This is a genomic window from Aquimarina rhabdastrellae (assembly GCA_947387485.1).
In the GTDB taxonomy this organism is placed as follows: Bacteria; Bacteroidota; Bacteroidia; order Flavobacteriales; family Flavobacteriaceae; genus Aquimarina.
Map to the genome: position 1 here is coordinate 173,610 of CANDNT010000007.1, position 18,897 is coordinate 192,506.

Genomic DNA, 18,897 nt, shown 5'->3' on the forward strand with positions numbered 1-18,897 from the left:
ATACGTTTTTATTAGTTTGTTAACTCTACAATTACAGGAGAAATTTTCTTTAATCTATATCCTGCATTTGAAGCTAACCTTGCTTTTATATCTATAATTTGAACAGAAGAACCTCTCTTAGCTTTCTTCAATGCAGATTTAGCTTTGCTATTTAATCTGTTTCCTTGAACGCTAACTGTAGGTTGACCTTCTACTTTAAATTTAAAGCCTGTAACTTTTAATTTAATATCGAAATCAAAATCTGGTAAAATTGCTCCAATAGAAGAAATTGAAAGTGCATTCTTAGCCATTTTGATCGCTCCGTCTTCTCCACGAACTGTACCTACTGGTCTTGGAATATCTTTAATTCTAAATTTCTTGCTATCTGATACTGAAGTACCGTTAGGTAATTTTCCAGATACTTTAATGTTTACTTCACGTCCTTTAACTGAAGTTACATTCATTACATATTTTCCTGACTTTCCAGCTGGTCTTAATCCAGGTGCTTTAGCACTAACTGAAGGTACTCCAGGAATAGAAATAGTCATTGGGTTGTTAACTCCACGGTAAACCACATTCATTTTATCTGCAGAAATTACAGCTGAATTTGGCTTAGGAATTACAGCATAAGAACTCTTGATAGGAATCTTAACGATAGAATCTCCTTCTTTGAATTCAAATTCTCCTAATACATCTCTTTCTCCTACGTTTCCAGCAGGGAAATCAAGTATAACCTGACCGTTTTCAATTTTAGTTTGCTCTTTTCCATTAACAGTAACTTTAGTTGGCTTAAGTGTACCGTCAAAACGACCTAATACAATCTTACCTTTAAAGCTCTCACCACTAAAGAATGCTGTTTTTTCTGGAACTACGATTGCTTCATAGTTATTGAATGATAATTCTGAAGCTTGTTGTCCAGCTAACATAGTAGATAATACTTCACTCTCTGCAGATTTAATATCTGCTTGTAATTGAGTTAACTTAGTTAAAGATGCTACCATTGGGAATCCCTTGTAATGGTAACTTAACCAATCAACAGAAATACCATCTCTATTTTTAACATCATCAGTATTGAAAGCAACATCAACAGCCTTAGTAACTTCTGGGAAATCACTTCCTAAAGTTTCTTTGATACCGTTTTTGAATCCGTTGATTTTATCTAAGAATTCTTGTCCTTCTTTACTAGGTCCTTTTGGAGAGAAGAATCTTACATCTAAGAAATCTCCTTTATCCATTACTTCATAATCTGATGGATCATCAACTGTAGCTGTCATTTCTGATTTTAAGTTCTCTAAATAAGAGTTTAAATCATTAGCCATAGTACTGATTTTATCAGCTTTTTCTTTTAATGGTCCATATTTCTCAGCTTGTTCGCTTGCTTTCTCAGCTAATCCAGCGATAAACGCTTGGTTTCTTTCAGTTGCACTTGCATTAGACTTAACCAACTTTTCGTTCATTAAACCAAATGCAGATAGTACTTCTTTTGACATATTCAATGCTAACATCGCAATGAAGATCAAATACATCAAGTTAATCATCTTCTGCCTTGCAGATAATTTTCCTCCTGCCATTCTTTACTAGGTTTTGGTAGTTATTATTTAGTTTTTAAAAAATACTAATTACTTAGCATTCATTGCACTTAACATACCACCATAAACTCCGTTAAGAGATGATAAGTTACTAGCTAAGCTTTCCATTTGCTCTTTAAGCTTTCCAGCATTATCAGCTACAGCTTGGTTAATTTCAGCTTGACGGCTAGTTGATTCTAATTGAATTTTGTATAAACTGTTAAGAGATTCCATTTGCTCTGCAGCTAAAGTAAGTTCGTTAGCATATTTCTTTTGTCCAGCAATTGCATCTACAGTTGGAGAAATATTTTTTGCAGCTCCTTCGAAGTTACGGATACTATCTCCTAAGCTAGACATTAAACCTGCATCGATACGAGCATCTTTAAGCATAGCATCTAATTTTTGAGAAAGCATTCCTTCAGCATCTTTTGGTTGCTCTTTTTTCTTGTCTTTTGCTTGACCTCCAGCTAATTCAGGGTATACTAAAGACCAATCTAAATCGTCGTCTACTGGTTCAAATGCTGAGATAGCGAAAATAAGTGCCTCAGTAACAAGACCAATAGTAAGCATTACATTACCATTGATAGGTCCAAACTCAATGTGTGTAATTTTAAATAATGCTCCAATAATAACGACTGCAGCTCCAAGCCCATAGGCCATGTTCATTAATCTTTTTCCTGCTTTTGAATTTGCCATAATAAATGTGTTTTTTAATTAAGTTAAAAAAGGTTAGTTAAATAATTAAGTCTGATAGAATTTAATTTCGGGGATTATCTTGTCGTGTAACATCTGTTCCCATGTAATCTTGAACAGTTCTGAAACCAATGTAACTTCTTGCAGAGTCAGCGTATTCGTAATCTCTAGTACTTACTTGTAGGAAGTAAGCTACGTCTTTCCAAGATCCACCACGCACAACTTTACGTTTGTTACGATCGTCACTTACATTAGGGTTCATTGATGATACATATTCATATGATGCAGGGTCGTAAGAAGACTGTACCCATTCTGATACATTTCCTGCCATATTGTATAAATTATAGTCATTGGGCTCAAATGACTTAGCCTCAACAGTATATAGATAATTATCTGCTGCGTAATTTCCTCTTAAAGGTTTAAAGTTTGCTAAGAAACATCCTCTGTCGTTATGTGCATAAGGACCACCCCAAGGGTAAGTTGCAGATTCTAAACCTCCTCTAGCTGCATATTCCCATTCTGCTTCTGTAGGTAATCTGAAACTACTTACGAAATCTCTGTCTCTTTCTTTTTGTGATGCATTCTTATATAATGTTCTCCATCTACAAAAAGCTTTAGCTTGTTCCCATGAAACACCAACTACTGGATAATCACCATAAGCATTATGCCAAAAGTAGTCATTGTGCATTGGCTCATTATATGAGTAGTTAAAATCTTTAATCCATACTGTAGTATCTGGATATATCTTGATTACCTCTTCTTTTATGAAATCTTTTCTTCTTCCTTTCTTAGATCTAGCTGCTGCCTGAATATCCATCCATGTAGAACGGAACTCATATTTACTTACATCTGTAGAACGAATCCCATTATATGATTCTTCAATAGGAATATACATTGAATCCATTACCTCTGTATAGAATTCATCTGGATAATTATCAACATCCCACTCGATATCAATATCTTTATTCAATTTTCTTCCCTCATATCCAGTAGTTCCTGTACCACTATAGTTATCATAACGATACTTTTCATAGACAGTCATATCTTCTTCATTTGCATCAAGAAAAGCGTATTCTCCGATTCCGTCGTCTCCTGGCTTCTTACCTAAATCATCTGCCATGATCGCTAATCGCATACGTACTATAGAGTCACGTACCCAATACACAAATTGTCTATATTCACTATTGGTAATTTCTGTTTCGTCCATGTAGAAAGAACGTACAGTAACCGTTTTGGTTGGTGCATTGTTTAATGCTGGTCTATCATCGTCTGATTTACCCATTATAAATGAACCTCCGGGGATAAGACTCATTCCATAAGGTTTTTCAGGATGCCATTTTTTACCTTTTACTCCTACAAGTTCTCCGCGGTTACCACCTCCACAACTAGAGAGTAATGCTAAAATAGCAAAGAGTGCTATGATTTTTTTCATAATGTGTTTTAGGTTAAGATCATCTAGATTTAAGGGGATAAACCTATCTATTTATTTTTAGAAAAACAATTTTTTCATAAAAAAAACCCTAAAATCTCTTAATTATAAATGTTAAACTTCGTTTTTCTGTTTTGCTTTATACCATCGTTCAGGCATTTCTTGATTGCATGCTCCTTCATAATCTTTGTAGGTGCAAGGTAATAACGTGTGTCTTTTCAATTTATTATTACCTGATGCAATAAAAGGTATTTCTATCCACCATCTTCCTGTTCTACTACTTTTATAAAATGACAATATTTCATCATCTATAGGCACTTTATAATGTAATGTAGTAGGTTGGTTTTTGATGTTGATCTCATTTGATCGATAATTTACGCCTTCTACAAAATACCAAATCATTTGTGCCATTAACGCGGCTGCAGTTTCTTCTCCTTCATAATTACTAAACTCATAAATTCCAAAGCTACTTACTTTGTCACTTATTCCTGCATACCGTGCAATTGCACATATCTCTCTACCATTGAATCCATTAGGTGAACTAGTATTAGAACTCAATACATTAGAATTTATTGCACTTAGGTCTATAGAAACTATATCTGCATCACGCATTACAGGCTCTACAACACTTATATCTGCAATAATTTCACCCAATCTCACGGCGTCAAAATACAGTTTTTCTATTAAATTTATCTCTTCTTGAGCGTTAAAATATGTCTGATATCCAAGATTACTATAATTAAACAAGTTATATGGCTGATCTACAATGATTTTACTCACAAAGGATTTATTAGTCATTTCTTGTGAAGAATCTCCTAAATCAAATCTAGCATCAACATTTACTAGATTTACCATCTTTTCCATTACATCATACGCTCTATATTGAGCATAAGTAAGGTCTTGACTACCTCCTAATATTATTGGAATAATGTCTTTGCGAAGTAATGTCCCTAAGATTTCTTTTATTACATAATATGTATCTGCAACCTCATCACCTGGTAGAATATCTCCTAAATCAGCAATGGGCGTACTCCAGTTACCTTGATATAATTCATATATAGCTTTTCTTACACTAGTGAACTCGATATCCCCTAATTGAAAATTAGTCCCATTACGGTTTTCTGAGATCCCTATAATAACAATTTTTATTCCTTCTAAATTAGGAATACCTTGTTCTTGTGTATGAATTTTAATTTGACTCCCTATCGTTTGTTCTGGTAATGATGAAGCATGGATTAATACCTCCTCATTTACTGGGGTAAGAAATTCAAAAGACATAGATTATATTACTTCTTTTTGGCTGTTACTTTCTTTTTTGTCGCCCTTTTCTTGGTCGTTGTTTTCTTCTTAGGTGCATTTTTTTCTATTATCCCTTGAACTTCTTCTAGGGTTAACTTTGTTGCATCTACTGTTTTAGGAAGTTCTATCTTTACTTTTCCTTGTATGATGTTACTTCTTCCCCATCTAGCTTTTTCAACACGTATACCTTCTTCCTCCCAATTATGTATAATCTTGTCAATTTCTTTTTGTTTTTTCTCTTCTATTAATGTAACGATGTCTTCGTCGGAAAGATTATCGAAATCATACTTTTTATTTACATTAATAAACATATTATTCCATTTTATATAAGGACCAAATCTTCCTGTACCCTTTTGAACAGGTAAATCCTCATACATATATATAGGAGCATCTGCTTTTTCTTTGGCTATAATCAGCTCTATAGCACGATCCATTGTTACATTCATCGGATCTTCTCCTTTATCCAAAGAAATAAACTTTTTTCCAAACTTTACATATGGACCAAATCTTCCATTATTAACAACAATAGTTTCTTCTTTATATTCGCCTAATTCTTTTGGTAATTGAAATAAATCCATGGCTTCTTCAAACGTAATACTACTTAACGTTTGTCCAGGACCTAAACTAGCAAATCTAGGCTTCTCTTCGTCATCTACTGTACCTATTTGAACCATAGGTCCAAATTTTCCTAAACGTACACTTACTACTTTACCTGTTTCTGGATCTTCTCCTAATATACGTTCTCCTACTTCTCTTTCTGCATTTTTCTCTACATCCTTTACGACTAGATGAAACTCTTTATAGAAATCTTTCATCATTTCTGTCCAATCTTCATTTCCTGCTGCAATAGCATCAAAATCTTCTTCTACCTTGGCTGTAAAGTTATAATCTAATATTGAAGCAAAGTGCGCTACCAAAAAATCGTTAACAACCATCCCTACATCTGTAGGAATAAGTTTCCCTTTATCACTACCAACTTTTTCTGTTAATTTCTTTTCAGAAAAAGCATCTCCTTCTAAGAGCATTTGGATATAATTTCTCTCTTCTCCTTCTTTGGCTCCTTTTTCTATATACTTTCTATTCTGAATTGTAGAGATCGTAGGAGCATATGTTGACGGACGCCCTATACCTAGTTCTTCTAATTTCTTAACCAAAGAAGCTTCACTAAATCTACTTGGCGGTCTAGTAAATCTTTCTGTAGCTGTAATATAATGTTTAAGCAATGTTTCTCCTACACGCATTGCAGGAAGGATTCCACTTTGCTCTTCTTCTTCTTCGTCTTTTCCTTCTAAATAAACTTTTAAGAAACCTTCAAACTTTATTACCTCTCCGTTTGCAGAGAATTGTTCTTTATGCTTATTGGCGGCTATCTTAACATTTGTACGCTCTAATTGCGCGTCGCTCATTTGTGAAGCAATTGCTCTTTTCCAGATCAATTCATATAGACGTTGTTGATCATAATCAACATTTACTGTATGTCTAGAAAAATCTGTTGGTCTTATTGCTTCGTGAGCTTCTTGAGCTCCTTTTGCTTTTCCTTTATATTGTCTAGGTTTACTATATTGTTCTCCATAAGCAGAAACAATTTCGGTTTGAGCTCCCTGTTGTGCTTCATCAGATAGATTCACACTATCGGTACGCATATAGGTTATCAATCCAGCTTCATATAAGCGTTGCGCCATAGTCATGGTTTTACTTACCGAAAAATATAATTTTCTAGATGCTTCCTGTTGTAACGTAGACGTAGTAAATGGTGGAGCCGGAGATTTTTTGGCAGGTTTTGTTGTTAAATCTGCTACTTGAAAATCTGCTCCTATGTTTTGCTTTAAAAAACTTTCTGCTTCTTCTCTAGTTGCAAAACTCTTAGGTAATTTTGCTTTAAACGACTTCCCATTTTCGTTAGCAAACTCTGCATCTATTCTATAAGATGCTTCAGGATTAAAATTGATAATATCTCGTTCGCGCTCTACAATCAATCGTACCGATACAGATTGTACTCTTCCTGCAGATAAACCTCCTTTAACCTTTCTCCATAACACAGGAGATAATTCATATCCTACTAATCGGTCTAATACTCTTCTTGCTTGTTGAGCATTAACCAAATTATAATTGATTTGACGTGGGTTATCTATTGCTTTAAGAATTGCTTTCTTTGTAATCTCATGAAAAACAATTCTTTTTGTTTTATCCTCTTCTAATTTTAACTCTTCGGCTAGATGCCATGCAATTGCCTCTCCTTCTCGATCCTCATCACTTGCTAACCAAACCATCTCGGCTTTATTAGAAAGTGTTTTTAGTTTTTTAACTACTTCTTTTTTATCTGAAGATACTATATATTTAGGTTTAAAATCGCCTTCTACATCTACCCCTAATTCTTTGGCAGGCAAATCTGATATATGCCCAAAACTAGAAGCCACAGTATAGTCTTTTCCTAGAAACTTTTCTATGGTCTTTGCCTTGGCAGGGGACTCCACAATCACTAAATTCTTAGCCATAATATTGCTTTTTTGAAAGCACAAAAGTATATCAATTTTTTTTACTGCTTGTACTTATTCATCAAAACTAATCGTTTTTTCTCCCTAAATAGCTGTATAAAATTAACATATTCTAATGAAAACCTACCAATTATACACTTTTATAGCCCTCTTATATATTTTATACCTATGTATATATGGTGTTTTACACTACGTGCCTCTCTACTGTTCATATTTGCATATATTTCAAACATATTCTTCTCCCGTCTCCATTGCATTCCTAATTTTCCTATAAACATATGATGTAATGCCCTTTTAACTAATGCTGGTTTATCGTAAATTAAGCTTCCTTCTAATAAGGTATTATGCGCTATATATCGATATCCTATTCCTAATGTAAAAAGTGTTTCTCGTGCTTTAGTAATTGTTTTACTTCTAATGGATTCAGAAAAATTAAATGCTCGTTTATTAAGTGTTCCTAAAATCCATTGTTCTCCATAAATATCTTTAGTACCTATAACTGTTGCTGTTTGAGATTGTATTGCAAATCTACTTTTGTGAAATAGTTCTTGAGCATATTCTAATCTTATATTACCTAATATTTCAAAAGGTATCTCATAAGCATAACTAGGTATATCTACACTTAAAAGTTTGTGATACCATTGATGTATATCTTTGGCTAATGATGGATTTCCTGTAACACCTATATCAACTCCTACAGAAAATCGAGAATTGCGTTTTATTTTATCTAAAGACAAACGGGTATATAACCATCCTGCAAATGGACGATCCAGTTCTTCTTTTTCAAATGAATCCAATTCTTCTGGAGCATAAATCTCATGTCCTAATCTCAATCCTAATTTTAATTGCTGTCCTTCTTTCTTCTCTAAGAAGAAAGATTCTGATAGCATTTTTTCATATTCCAGAAAAATACCACTCGTATAATTTCGATCAGAAAATACTAACAAATCATTTTCTACTGTAAGAGATAATTGTTGCGCATATCCTAAAGTACTTATCCATACCAAGCACCAAATACATAGCTTTCTCATCTAGGGGGATTTTCTTGTAAAAATACGTCGCTTCTTCTTCAAAAAAATAACAAAAACCTTTTTTCTTTATAAAATAACCTCTGTCATTTTGACATATATTCTTTTTACACCTATCTTTGCATACTATTTGAGTTAAGCGTTTAAGCTAAATATAATTATGGAGAAGACTATAGACGAAAGCAAACAAGGACAAGCGCTTCAGCTTGAGCAAAAACAAGGTAATACCCGTAAACTTTTTATCGAAAGTTATGGGTGTCAAATGAATTTTAGCGATAGCGAAATTGTTGCTTCCATCTTAACCAAAGAAGGTTTTAATACGACTCAAAACCTAGAAGATGCTGATTTGGTTTTGGTTAATACTTGTTCAATTAGAGAAAAAGCTGAGCAAACAGTTCGTAAACGCCTTGAAAAATATAATGCCGTAAAAAAGATTAATCCAGGAATGAAAGTAGGAGTTCTTGGTTGTATGGCAGAACGTTTAAAGAGTAAATTCTTAGAAGAAGAAAAAATTGTAGATCTAGTTGTAGGACCAGATGCTTATAAAGATCTACCTAACCTTATAGAAGAAGTTGACGCTGGTAGAAATGCTGTAAATGTAATTCTATCTAAAGAAGAAACTTATGGAGATATTTCTCCTGTACGTTTACAAAGCAATGGTGTTTCTGCCTTTGTATCTATTACCAGAGGATGTGATAACATGTGTACATTTTGTGTTGTTCCTTTTACTCGTGGTAGAGAACGTAGTCGTGATCCTCAAAGTATTTTAGAAGAAATCGACGATCTAGTAGCTAAAAACTTTAAAGAAGTTACTTTACTAGGTCAAAATGTGGATAGTTACCTATGGTACGGCGGTGGTCTGAAAAAAGATTTTGAAAAAGCTAGCGATTTCCAAAAAGCAACTGCTACTAATTTTGCTAAGCTTCTGGATATGGTGGCAGAAAAGTACCCTAAACTACGTCTTCGTTTTACAACATCTAATCCTCAAGATATGACAATGGATGTTATCGAGACTATGGCTAAGCACGATAATATCTGTAAGTATATTCACTTACCTATTCAAAGTGGTAGTGATCGTATACTAAAAGAGATGAATAGATTACATACTCGTCAAGAATATTTTGAATTAATCGATAACATTAAGCGTTTGATTCCTGATTGTGCTATATCTCAAGATATTATCACTGGTTTCCCTACAGAAACCGAAGAAGATCATCAAGATACACTTTCTCTAATGAAATATGTAAAATATGATTATGGATTTATGTTTGCTTATTCTGAGAGACCAGGAACTCTTGCCGCTAGAAAAATGGAAGATGATGTTCCTCAAGATGTAAAGAAAAGAAGATTAGCCGAAATTATTGAATTGCAACGTAACCATAGTGAACATAGACATCAAGCTTTTGTAGGACAAACTATAGAGGTTTTAATCGAAAAAGAGTCTAAAAAATCTGATGCACACTGGAGTGGTCGTACAACTCAAAATACTGTTGCTGTTTTTCCTAAAGAAAATTATAAGATTGGAGATTTTGTAATGGTACGTATCGATGAGTGTACTAGTGCTACGCTTATAGGTGAGCCTATCGCATATTCTAAAAACAATTAATAGTTATCATCTTTTTATCAATCAAGAATCAATGCTTCTTATAAAGCATATTATTTATAAATGAATTAATATATGGAATCAGTTCAAGCCACAAAACAACGTTTCGGTATTATAGGAAATGACCCAAAGCTTAATCGAGGAATCGAAAAAGCCATTCAAGTTGCTCCTACCGATATTTCTGTATTAGTTACAGGAGAAAGTGGTGTGGGTAAAGAAAGTATTCCTAAAATCATACACTCATTATCTCATAGAAAACACGGTAAATACATAGCTGTAAACTGTGGAGCAATACCCGAAGGAACTATTGACAGTGAGCTTTTTGGACATGAAAAAGGTGCCTTTACTGGTGCTACTCAAACGCGTAGCGGTTATTTTGAAGTTGCAGATGGCGGTACTATTTTTCTAGATGAAGTAGGTGAACTTCCATTAACAACACAAGTTCGTTTATTGCGTGTATTAGAAAATGGTGAATTTATCAAAGTTGGTTCTTCAAAGGTTCAAAAAACCAATGTTCGTATCGTAGCTGCTACCAATGTGAACATGTTTGAAGCTATCAAAAAAGAAAAATTTAGAGAGGATTTATATTACCGTCTAAGTACTATTGAAATTCTTTTACCTCCATTAAGAGAGCGTAAAGGCGATATTCATTTACTGTTTAGGAAATTTGCTTCAGACTTTGCTCTTAAATACAAAATGCCAACTATTCGCCTTAGTGATGAAGCTGTACTACTATTAGAAAAATATCATTGGAGCGGAAATATTAGACAATTACGCAATATTGCAGAGCAAGTTTCTGTTTTAGAACAAAACAGATTGATTTCGCCACAAGTATTACAAGGTTATCTTCCTAATATAGGTTCTAATCTTCCTGCTGTGGTTTCTTCTAATAAAAGTGATAGTGATTTTAGTAATGAGCGCGAAATCTTATATAAGGTTTTGTTTGATATGAAGAGTGATCTCAATGATCTTAAAAAGCTTACCATGGAATTGATGCAAAGCGGAAATTCTCAACAAGTTCAAAAAGATAATGAGAGTTTGATACAGAAGATATACGGAGATCCTGTAGAAGTTGATAAGGTGACTTATGAAGAACCTGTAAACCACACTCCAGAAATTTTACAAATTCCTTCTTCTCAAGAATATACTATAAAGAAAGAAGACGACAAATATCACTTTGCAGAAGAGATTCAAGAAGAAGAAACACTTTCTTTACAGGATAAAGAACTGGAATTAATCAAAAAGTCACTTGAACGCCATAAAGGTAAACGCAAAGCTGCTGCCGAAGAATTAGGAATTAGTGAACGTACGCTATACAGAAAAATAAAACAGTATAATTTATAAAACCTGAAAACACCGAATGAAAAAAATCCTATATATCACTCTTGTTTTAATCACTAGCATTCTACTACAAGGATGTGGAGCTTATTCTTTTACAGGAACTAATTTTAATCCTGCTATAGAGACTTTTCAGGTAAACAACTTTCAAAACCAAGCAGCTATTGTAGAACCTGGTATTGATCGTACTTTTACTAATGATTTGCAAGATTTGATCCAAAATCAAACAAATCTTAGCCTTGTAACTTCTGGAGGTCATTTAATTTATGAAGGAGAGATTGTACAATATTATATTTCTCCTAATACTGCTACCTCTAGTAATACGGCTGCTCAAAACCGTCTAACTGTTGCTGTTAATGTTCGTTTTTATGATACTTTAGATAGTAATAATGATTTTGAGCAACGCTTCTCTTTCTTTTATGATTATCCTGCAAACTCACAGCTTGTAGGTGCTTTAAGGGATGAAGCTTTGGAGGTGATTTATGAGCGTTTAACACAAGATATTTTTAATGCTTCTTTAGCAAAATGGTAATACTTTTTATGTTTTGAATATAAACGATCTTACATATATATTACAAAACCCTACTTTGGTCAAGAAGGAACACGCAGATGGACTAGAACAGCTTATCCGTGAGTTTCCTTATTTCCAACCCTCAAGAGCATTATTACTTAAGCATTATAAAGATCAAGAAAGTTTTAAATACAATCTAGCATTAAAAACTACTGCTGCTTATACTACAGACCGTAGTATTTTATTTGATTTTATCACTTCGCTTTCTGCTACTCCTGTTACCATAGAAAATACTTCAAAAAAGGACAATCTCCCGAGCATGCCTTTTGATGAAGCTATCAAAATGAAAATGGAAGAAGCTGAATCTGTTTTGAGCCCTTCTCTATTCTATGTAAAAGAAGAAGAAATCACAGAAAAGCCTATTGAAGAAACTCCTCAAGAAAAATTATCTTCTCAAGATGCTATTCTTTCTGTAAATACGACACCTAATTCTGAAGAAACAGCTATAGAAAAAACTAGCTCAGAAGAAGATAGTCTTACTACAACTACAGCTATTGATACTTCAATAATTGACAAAGGTTCTTCTACTACAGTTGATTCATCAGAATTAAAAGAAGAGAATACTATTGCAGAAGAAAAAAGTGTAAAACCTACAACAACTTTTAAGCATAGTACGATACATGATGTTTTAGCAGATAAAGAAAAAGAAGTTAAACGTCTTGAAGAAAAATTAGAGATTCATAAGCCTCTTTCTTTTAATAAAAGTGAGGTACATTCTTTTAAGGAATGGTTACGTCTTACGACTTTAAAACCTATTGAAAGAGAAGATGAGGAAATCAATACTGTAACAACAGTTTCTAAAGTTGATGAACCTACTGTTCAAAATACGACTTCGACTCCTGAAGCTTCAACAGAAGAGGTTTCTGAAACAAAACCTACTAAAGAGATTTCAGATAAAAACACAACTGAAAAGAAGAGTAAGTTTGATATCATCGATCAATTTATAGCATCAAACCCTAAAATTCCACCAGTAGCAAAACGTAGTGGACCCACAAAAAATCTAGCGAGTGAGCATATCATTCCTACTGATAGTTTGATGACAGAGACATTGGCAAAGGTTTACCTTGCTCAAAACAATTATAAGAAGGCAATTCAGGCCTATAAAATATTAATTTTGAAAAATCCCGAAAAAAGTGGTTTCTTTGCAGACCAGATTCGGGCAATCAATAAATTACAAGAAAATAAATAACAATATATATGAGTACTTTTTCGATATTTTTAGCATTAATCGTTTTTGTAGCATTCTTGCTAGTAGTAGTGATTATGGTTCAAAACCCTAAAGGAGGAGGATTATCGTCTTCTTTCGGTGGTGGCGGTGGATCGCAACTAGGTGGGGTTCAAAAAACGACAGACTTTTTAGATAAAAGTACTTGGGCTTTGGCTACCATTTTATTAGTATTAATCTTATTATCTAATGTTACTATCATTGGTAGTGGTGGTGCTCAAGAATCTAAAGCTTATGATGAGAATGCTCCTGTAGAAGTACCTGTTACTCCAGCAGCACAAGAAGACACTACTAAGTAGTGATACTTTTTCTCTAGAAAATATAAATGCCGACTTGTCAGATAGTCGGCATTTTTTATTTCAATTTGTCAGTATCTTCGTGATGGCATAATTTCTGAATAACAAGACACAGAACATTTAAATAAATTAAACAACATAAAATTAATAATAATGGGAGTTAGTATTAAACCTCTTTCAGATCGCGTTTTAATAGAGCCAGTTGCTGCAGAAACTAAAACTGCTTCTGGTATATATATTCCTGAAACTGCAAAAGAAAAGCCTCAAAAAGGTAAAGTAGTTGCAGTAGGTAACGGTAAAAAAGATCATGAAATGACTGTTAAAGTTGGTGACACTGTACTTTACGGAAAATATAGCGGAACTGAACTTAAATTAGACGGTACTGATTATTTAATGATGCGCGAAGATGACATCTTAGCAATCATCTAATATTACTTCCGAGATTTTTTTCGGAGTTCAAAATTTTAATCCAGAAATTAAATTCTAAACTCAAACCAGATTATAACTCTTCTTTTGATATAATCTGGACACTCAAAAAAACAAAACATGGCAAAAGATATAAAATTTGACATCGAAGCACGTGACGGTATTAAGCGCGGTGTTGATGCGTTAGCAAATGCAGTAAAAGTAACTTTAGGACCTAAAGGGCGTAATGTAATCATTAGCAAATCTTTTGGTGGACCTACTGTTACTAAGGATGGTGTTTCTGTAGCTAAAGAAATCGAATTAGAAGATGCTTTAGAAAACATGGGAGCACAAATGGTTAAAGAAGTTGCTTCTAAGACTAACGATCTTGCTGGAGATGGTACTACTACTGCTACTGTTCTTGCTCAAGCTATCGTAAAAGAAGGTTTAAAAAACGTTGCTGCTGGAGCAAATCCTATGGATCTTAAACGTGGTATCGACAAAGCTGTTGAGGCGATCACTGCAGATCTTGCCGAGCAATCTAAAGAAGTAGGTAGTTCTTCTGAAAAAATTAAGCAAGTAGCTTCTATTTCTGCTAATAATGACGAAGTTATTGGTGATCTTATCGCTCAAGCTTTTGGTAAAGTTGGTAAAGAAGGTGTTATCACTGTAGAAGAAGCTAAAGGAACTGATACTTATGTTGATGTTGTAGAAGGAATGCAGTTTGATAGAGGATACCTTTCTCCATATTTCGTTACTGATAGCGAAAAAATGACTGCTGATTTAGAGAACCCTTATATTTTATTATACGATAAGAAGATTTCTTCTATGAAAGATCTTCTTCCTGTTTTAGAGCCTGTTGCTCAAACTGGAAAACCATTATTAATTATTGCTGAAGATGTTGATGGAGAAGCTTTGGCTACATTAGTAGTAAACAAATTACGTGGTGCTTTAAAAATTGCAGCTGTAAAAGCTCCTGGATTTGGTGACAGACGTAAAGCTATGCTTGAAGATATCGCTATCTTAACTGGTGGTACTGTAATTTCTGAAGAAAGAGGATTCACTTTAGAAAATGCTTCTATTGAGCAATTAGGAACTGCAGAAAAAGTTGCTATCGATAAAGATAACACTACTGTTGTTAACGGTGCTGGAGATGAAGAATTAATCAAGAATAGAGTAAACCAAATTAAAGCTCAAATTGAGACTACTACTTCTGATTATGACAAAGAAAAGCTTCAAGAGCGTTTGGCTAAATTAGCTGGTGGTGTAGCTGTATTATATGTAGGTGCTGCTTCTGAAGTAGAAATGAAAGAAAAGAAAGATCGTGTTGACGATGCTTTACATGCAACTAGAGCTGCTGTAGAAGAAGGTATTGTTGCTGGTGGAGGAGTTGCTTTAGTTCGTGCTAAAACTACTCTTGCAGGAATCGAAGCTGCTAACAATGATGAAGCTACAGGAATCCAAATCGTAAACCGCGCTATTGAAGCTCCTCTAAGAACTATCGTAGAGAATGCTGGTGGTGAAGGTTCTGTTGTTATTTCTAAAGTAATTGAAGGAACTGATAAAGATTTTGGTTACAACGCAAAAACTGAAGCTTATGTAAACATGCTTGAAGCTGGAATTATCGATCCTAAAAAAGTAACTCGTGTTGCTTTAGAGAACGCTGCTTCTGTTTCTGGTATGATTCTTACTACAGAGTGCGCTTTAATCGACATTAAAGAAGATGCTCCTGCTGGAGGTGGTATGCCACCAATGGGCGGAGGCATGCCTGGAATGATGTAAGATCTTTTACATTAAAAATAAAACCAAGCTCGTTATGTTGATCATAACGAGCTTTTTTTATGCCATCTTTTTTATTTTCATATAGATAAACTTGATTTAATATTGACTAAAATTGAACACTTCGTCAAATTTTACTTTTGTAACATTCAATAAATCAAATCGTTTCTTTAGAGAATTTAAATCAAACTTTATGGCTACTCAAAAAACTACTACAGAAACAAACACCTCTTGGAGTTTTATAAAAAAATTCGGATTTCGTTTTTTCTTTACATTCTTCCCTTCGTATTTAATTATTGAGCTTGTTATTAGAATCATTAAAAATGCAAATGGACCTGACAGTGCTATCACCCAAGCTTTAAATAGTATTGTTATTTGGGTTGCAGAAAATATATTTTACATTCAGCATGAGCTTACTTTTGGTCCTAATGGTAGCGGTGATACTACTGCAAATTATATTAATCTGTTCTTATATTTAAATATATCCTTCTTAATCGCCATCATATGGTCTATACTTGATCATAAACGTCCTCATTATAATAAGATGAATCTATATCTTAGAACTTTTATACGATATTATCTAGCTTCTCTTATGTTCTCTTATGGGTTTTCCAAAGTCTTTACCCTACAGTTTCATCAATTAAGTCTATTTGATTTGATAAAAACTTATGGTAATTCTTCTCCTATGGGATTGATGTGGAATTTTATGGAATATAGCGATCTTTATACTCGTTTTTCTGGTTATGCCGAAGTTTTTGCTGGTCTTTTATTACTTTTTAGAAGAACTACACTATTTGGAGCTATCGCCATTATAGGTGTTATGGGAAATGTTTTTATGATGAACCTTAGTTATGATATTCCTGTAAAAATACTTAGTGGATTACTTACTTTTATGGGATTCTTCTTACTGTATCCAGATCTTCAACGTCTTCTTAATTTTTTAATTCTGAATAAAGCTACAACTCAAAAAGAATTTCTTGAGTATACTCAAAAACCTATTTTAAAAAAGGTATTCTTAGGTTTTAAAGTTCTTATTATCTTTTTCTTTTTATTTAATAATGCTTATGGTTCTTATACTATGTTACAACATAGACATAATCAGGCAAAAACTGCAGCACATTACGGTATTTATGAGATTATTGATTTTGTAAAGAATCAAGATACCATACCTCCACTAACTACAGATTCAAAACGTTGGAAACGTATCATTATGGATAATACTTATGGTGGTATCCAGAAAATGAATGAAAAAATTGTGTATTGTAAAGTCGAAAAAGATTCTAGCTCTTCTGCTATTACCCTAAAATCGCATCAAGATACCTTTTCGTACACCTTAAAACAACATCAAAAAGATAGTTTATATCATTTTGAAACTATTTTGGATACTGGTGATACTTTAAAAATTTCAGCCAAAAAGAAAACCCCAAAAGATTTTTTAATAATCAATCGAGGTTTTCATTGGATAAACGAATATCCTTTTAACCGTTAGTTATCTGTTTTATAACTCGTCAACAACGCTTCCACAAGTTAACATGGCTTCTCCAAAATAAGGGTTTTGGATGTTTTTTTCTAAACTTATCCAATTAGCTCCTTTATTTTGATTAGCCATGGGACAATGTTGTATATATATTGTTTCGTTCATACTTCCAGCTGCATTAAGTATATGTATCATGTTTTTTGATAACATTCTAAAATGCTCTCGTTGCTCTTCTAGATTAATATCTACATTATTTATAGCTGATATAGTATTAAATAGTATTTGATATTGCTCAACTAACTTTTGATTTTCTTCTAATTGGTTTTTAAATTCTTTGGCAAGCATTGTTGCTGTTTCTGAATCACTTTCAACCAATGCATCTTTAATAGCTATATACGACTTTATAAGTTTAGGCAACACCGTTTTCATTTCTTTAGTCACAACTATTTCACCCATATCAGATTCTATCATTTCTTCTTCTTGATGCATCATTGATTTTTTTCCTTGCAATTGCGCTGCGGCATCAACAGTAAAAGTTCCTTGACTTACTATTTCTTCTCCTTGTTTGAGCCCTTTAATAATTTCGTATTTATCCCCCATTGCTCGTCCTAGAGTCACTTCTCTCATTTCAAAAACAGCCTCTTCACTACTTACTTTCACATATATTACAGATCGTTTACCTGTCCATAATACAGCACTTTTAGGAATTGTAATTTCATCTACTTTATCATTCTTTTTATTCTCTTCTAAATCAGCAGTAATAAACATTCCTGGCTTTAATAATTCTTTTGGATTTTGAAGCACAACTCTTGCTTTTGCTATGCGTGTCTGCGTATTGACCATTGGGTCTATAAAACTTATTGCACTTTCAAACTCCTTATCTGTATATGCATTGGTTTTTATTAAAGCTTTTTGACCTATTTTTATTTCACTAAGTCGTTGCTCATATACATCCAATTCTGCCCATACTGTTTTTAAATCTGTTATTTTAAACAATGGCATTCCGCGTTTAATATGTCCTCCATCTTCAACTGGTATAGCTGTTACTATTCCTGAAATATTTGCATATATAGGTAAACTTTCTATGGTAATTTCTGAAGCTTCAATTTTATCAATTTGACTATCTGAAAGCTTCCAATTTTTCAATTTATTTCTAACGGCCTTATACAATTCTGGTTGGGTTTTCTTAAAAGTTTTGGCACTAAAAAGTTCTTGTTGTGCAGCAACTAACTCTGGGGCATAAACTTTGGCCAGCAATTGTCCTTTACGAACTACCTCTCCCTCAACTTTCACAAACAGTTGTTCTATCCTTCCGTCGTAATGTGCCGTTTGTATTTGATTTGCATTTTCATTGGCAACTATTTTTCCTGATAGTTGTAGTTTATTATTTTCTGATGTATTAGCACCTACAGTAATGGTTTCTATATTTGCCAATGCGATGGCATTCTTGGTCATTTTAAATTGCTCTGGAGCTAATCCATCTGCAGTAGCAGAAGCTGGTATTAAATCCATTCCACAAATAGGACAATCACCTTCTTCTGGTTGCATAATTTGTGGATGCATAGAACATGTCCACATGGTATTGTCTTCATTATTTTCTGCCACTTGATGCTCATGTTCATGAGATGCACCTTCATTTCTTCCGAAAAAGAAATATCCTAAGATCACCCCTATGATCAAAATAATACCGTATTTACTATATGTTTTCACTG

Annotated in this window: 15 protein-coding genes; 8 read left to right on the forward strand and 7 right to left on the reverse strand. The window is 33.5% G+C overall.

Annotated elements, in window-relative coordinates; all coding sequences use genetic code 11:
• Positions 1-11: 11 nt before the first annotated feature.
• From porM to ACYEKI_RS12605, 6 genes are all read right to left on the reverse strand, one after another.
• Positions 12-1,550 (reverse strand): type IX secretion system motor protein PorM/GldM, encoded by a 1,539-nt coding sequence (gene porM / locus ACYEKI_RS12580; RefSeq protein WP_459211545.1) that lies wholly within the window; start codon positions 1,548-1,550, stop codon positions 12-14.
• A 48-nt stretch (positions 1,551-1,598) separates the two neighbouring features.
• Entirely contained in the window at positions 1,599-2,243 is a 645-nt protein-coding gene (gene porL / locus ACYEKI_RS12585) for a type IX secretion system motor protein PorL/GldL (RefSeq protein ID WP_459211546.1), read from the reverse strand.
• 61 nt (positions 2,244-2,304) lie between these two features.
• Positions 2,305-3,672, reverse strand: a complete 1,368-nt coding sequence (gene porK, locus ACYEKI_RS12590; RefSeq protein ID WP_459211547.1) for a T9SS ring complex lipoprotein PorK/GldK — start codon at positions 3,670-3,672, stop codon at positions 2,305-2,307.
• A gap of 111 nt (positions 3,673-3,783) precedes the next feature.
• Positions 3,784-4,947: a formimidoylglutamase gene (locus tag ACYEKI_RS12595; protein ID WP_459211548.1), complete on the reverse strand. Its 1,164-nt coding sequence runs from the start codon at positions 4,945-4,947 to the stop codon at positions 3,784-3,786.
• A gap of 8 nt (positions 4,948-4,955) precedes the next feature.
• Entirely contained in the window at positions 4,956-7,463 is a 2,508-nt protein-coding gene (topA, locus tag ACYEKI_RS12600; RefSeq protein WP_459211549.1) for a type I DNA topoisomerase, read from the reverse strand.
• A gap of 140 nt (positions 7,464-7,603) precedes the next feature.
• Positions 7,604-8,494, reverse strand: a complete 891-nt coding sequence (locus ACYEKI_RS12605; RefSeq protein WP_459211550.1) for a lipid A-modifier LpxR family protein — start codon at positions 8,492-8,494, stop codon at positions 7,604-7,606.
• 157 nt (positions 8,495-8,651) lie between these two features.
• Here ACYEKI_RS12605 and miaB point away from each other — a divergent pair, with 157 nt between their 5' ends.
• The 8 genes from miaB (at position 8,652) to ACYEKI_RS12645 (ending at position 17,197) form a co-directional block, all read left to right on the forward strand.
• A complete protein-coding gene (gene miaB / locus ACYEKI_RS12610; RefSeq protein ID WP_459211551.1) occupies positions 8,652-10,097 on the forward strand; it encodes a tRNA (N6-isopentenyl adenosine(37)-C2)-methylthiotransferase MiaB in 1,446 nt (481 codons plus the stop codon).
• A gap of 72 nt (positions 10,098-10,169) precedes the next feature.
• Positions 10,170-11,438 (forward strand): sigma-54 interaction domain-containing protein, encoded by a 1,269-nt coding sequence (locus ACYEKI_RS12615; protein WP_459211552.1) that lies wholly within the window; start codon positions 10,170-10,172, stop codon positions 11,436-11,438.
• Between the two features lie 16 nt (positions 11,439-11,454).
• Positions 11,455-11,964: an LptE family protein gene (locus ACYEKI_RS12620; RefSeq protein WP_459211553.1), complete on the forward strand. Its 510-nt coding sequence runs from the start codon at positions 11,455-11,457 to the stop codon at positions 11,962-11,964.
• 13 nt (positions 11,965-11,977) lie between these two features.
• Positions 11,978-13,192, forward strand: a complete 1,215-nt coding sequence (locus tag ACYEKI_RS12625) for a hypothetical protein (protein ID WP_459211554.1) — start codon at positions 11,978-11,980, stop codon at positions 13,190-13,192.
• 8 nt (positions 13,193-13,200) lie between these two features.
• Positions 13,201-13,527 carry a preprotein translocase subunit SecG gene (gene secG / locus ACYEKI_RS12630; RefSeq protein ID WP_459211555.1) on the forward strand — a complete coding sequence of 109 codons (327 nt, stop codon included), beginning with the start codon at positions 13,201-13,203 and terminating at the stop codon, positions 13,525-13,527.
• Positions 13,528-13,677: 150 nt separating this feature from the next.
• Complete coding sequence (locus tag ACYEKI_RS12635; RefSeq protein WP_459211556.1) at positions 13,678-13,953, forward strand: co-chaperone GroES; 276 nt, start codon at positions 13,678-13,680, stop codon at positions 13,951-13,953.
• A gap of 117 nt (positions 13,954-14,070) precedes the next feature.
• Positions 14,071-15,711, forward strand: a complete 1,641-nt coding sequence (gene groL / locus ACYEKI_RS12640) for a chaperonin GroEL (protein ID WP_459211557.1) — start codon at positions 14,071-14,073, stop codon at positions 15,709-15,711.
• A 190-nt stretch (positions 15,712-15,901) separates the two neighbouring features.
• Positions 15,902-17,197 carry a DoxX family membrane protein gene (locus ACYEKI_RS12645; RefSeq protein ID WP_459211558.1) on the forward strand — a complete coding sequence of 432 codons (1,296 nt, stop codon included), beginning with the start codon at positions 15,902-15,904 and terminating at the stop codon, positions 17,195-17,197.
• 9 nt (positions 17,198-17,206) lie between these two features.
• On the opposite strand, the gene ACYEKI_RS12650 is transcribed toward ACYEKI_RS12645, so the two are convergent.
• On the reverse strand, positions 17,207-18,895 hold the full coding sequence (locus ACYEKI_RS12650; protein WP_459211559.1) for an efflux RND transporter periplasmic adaptor subunit: 1,689 nt from the start codon (positions 18,893-18,895) through the stop codon (positions 17,207-17,209).
• Positions 18,896-18,897 lie beyond the last annotated feature (2 nt).

Bases quoted from the DNA above. Each gene is read 5' to 3' on its own strand.
- porM (WP_459211545.1), bottom strand. From the start codon at position 1,550: ATGGCAGGAGGAAAATTATCTGCAAGGCAGAAGATGATTAACTTGATG.
- porL (WP_459211546.1), bottom strand. From the start codon at position 2,243: ATGGCAAATTCAAAAGCAGGAAAAAGATTAATGAACATGGCCTATGGG.
- porK (WP_459211547.1), bottom strand. From the start codon at position 3,672: ATGAAAAAAATCATAGCACTCTTTGCTATTTTAGCATTACTCTCTAGT.
- ACYEKI_RS12595 (WP_459211548.1), bottom strand. From the start codon at position 4,947: ATGTCTTTTGAATTTCTTACCCCAGTAAATGAGGAGGTATTAATCCAT.
- topA (WP_459211549.1), bottom strand. From the start codon at position 7,463: ATGGCTAAGAATTTAGTGATTGTGGAGTCCCCTGCCAAGGCAAAGACC.
- ACYEKI_RS12605 (WP_459211550.1), bottom strand. From the start codon at position 8,494: ATGAGAAAGCTATGTATTTGGTGCTTGGTATGGATAAGTACTTTAGGA.
- miaB (WP_459211551.1), top strand. From the start codon at position 8,652: ATGGAGAAGACTATAGACGAAAGCAAACAAGGACAAGCGCTTCAGCTT.
- ACYEKI_RS12615 (WP_459211552.1), top strand. From the start codon at position 10,170: ATGGAATCAGTTCAAGCCACAAAACAACGTTTCGGTATTATAGGAAAT.
- ACYEKI_RS12620 (WP_459211553.1), top strand. From the start codon at position 11,455: ATGAAAAAAATCCTATATATCACTCTTGTTTTAATCACTAGCATTCTA.
- secG (WP_459211555.1), top strand. From the start codon at position 13,201: ATGAGTACTTTTTCGATATTTTTAGCATTAATCGTTTTTGTAGCATTC.
- ACYEKI_RS12635 (WP_459211556.1), top strand. From the start codon at position 13,678: ATGGGAGTTAGTATTAAACCTCTTTCAGATCGCGTTTTAATAGAGCCA.
- groL (WP_459211557.1), top strand. From the start codon at position 14,071: ATGGCAAAAGATATAAAATTTGACATCGAAGCACGTGACGGTATTAAG.
- ACYEKI_RS12645 (WP_459211558.1), top strand. From the start codon at position 15,902: ATGGCTACTCAAAAAACTACTACAGAAACAAACACCTCTTGGAGTTTT.